The 1417-nt window shown below is 59.2% G+C and carries 2 pseudogenes; both read left to right on the top strand.

Annotation, left to right across the window (positions count from 1 at the left end):
* Positions 1-233, top strand: a pseudogene (locus tag EOC93_RS33475) (beta-ACP synthase); the annotation flags it as partial.
* A gap of 771 nt (positions 234-1004) precedes the next feature.
* A pseudogene (locus EOC93_RS33470) lies at positions 1005-1417 on the top strand (sigma-54 factor interaction domain-containing protein); the annotation flags it as partial.

The following is a 1417-nucleotide window of genomic DNA, read 5'->3' as shown; positions in this document are numbered from 1 at the left end:
AGTCCACGCACGCGCATTGCCTCGGCGCAGCGAGCGCGCTTGAAATGATCGCCTGCGTGATGGCAATCCAAGAGGACGTCGTGCCGCCGACCGCCAACTATCGCGAGCCAGATCCCGCTTGCGACCTCGACATCACACCCAATGTGCCGCGCGAGCGCAAGGTGCGCGTCGCCATGAGCAACGCCTTCGCCATGGGCGGTACGAACGCAGTTCTGGCATTCAGGCAGGTGTAGAAGCCATGCAAGACGCCTCATTTGAGGTCACCTGTCGTATCTAGCTGCTTGAGGGGCGGGGCATTGTGAAACAGGGGGAGCTGTGTGGCCCCTCTTTCTCGGCTCGACGATGTGGAAGGAGCCTGTGCGGCGAAACGGGCCGACGCCCCCCAGGCCCAGAACTTGGGCGAAACCAACTCCCACCAAAGCACAGCCGCTTTAGTAGCCGAACAATGAAGCCTCGCTCGACGAGCCGCCGCCTCTACTGTCAGCGGCATCACGCGGTTGAAGCGAACAGCGCAGCGGCTACTGTTTCCCGCACAACTCGGACGGCAATTGGGACAAGTCCGCACATGTCGTCACGTAAGCTGAACGCCGCAGGTACAGCCAAATTGGGGGCGGGGCGTTTCTGCCGTTTTGATAGAATTCTATCAAACTGACAATTTTCCTTGCACGAATGCAAGGAGAGCTCGATTGACTCCCCTCCTTTCTTGTCAAGGATGGGTTTGCAGGCTGCGGTGCGGCAGAAGCCGGACAGAACGGCGACCGGTCGAGTAAAGGCCTGCGCAAACAAGCGCGCATATTGCGGGCGCCCGCACGGAGGAGAAGACGCTCGTCCTGGTGAAAGACAACGATGCTCAGGCGCCATTGCCATTTGCCGAGGGGGTCCGCGCGCCGGAAATTTCGAAGCAACAAAGGTGAGATCGAGAATGATGATGGCGAAATACAACACAGCTCACCGTCCAGTGCAGTTCTACCGGCGGGTGGCGGAGTGGGATGGGCTGCCAAATGGAACGTAAAAAGATCAGCAAGGAGATGCTTGGCGATAGTCAGGCGCTGCGCAAGCTGCGTGAGCACCTTGTCAAGGTGGCCAAGGCGAAGACTACGGTCCTGTTGCGAGGTGAATCCGGAACCGGCAAGGAGCTGGTTGCCAAAGCCATTCACGAGCTCTCGCCTCGCGCCAAGCAGCCCTTCATCAAGGTCAATTGCGCGGCGCTCACCGAGACGCTTCTGGAATCTGACTTGTTCGGTCATGAGAAGGGTGCCTTCACCGACGCGAGCAGTTTGCGCAAGGGGCGCTTTGAGGCTGCCGACAAAGGCACATTGTTTCTGGACGAGATTGGCGAAATATCAGGTTCGTTCCAGGCTAAGCTGCTGCGTGTCCTGCAGGAGCAGGAGTTTGAGCGCGTCGGCAGCAACCACAC

The sequence above is a fragment of the Mesorhizobium sp. M6A.T.Ce.TU.002.03.1.1 genome, assembly GCF_003997275.1.
Taxonomy (GTDB): domain Bacteria; phylum Pseudomonadota; class Alphaproteobacteria; order Rhizobiales; family Rhizobiaceae; genus Mesorhizobium; species Mesorhizobium mediterraneum.
This window is presented reverse-complemented; position numbering and strand designations above follow the sequence as displayed.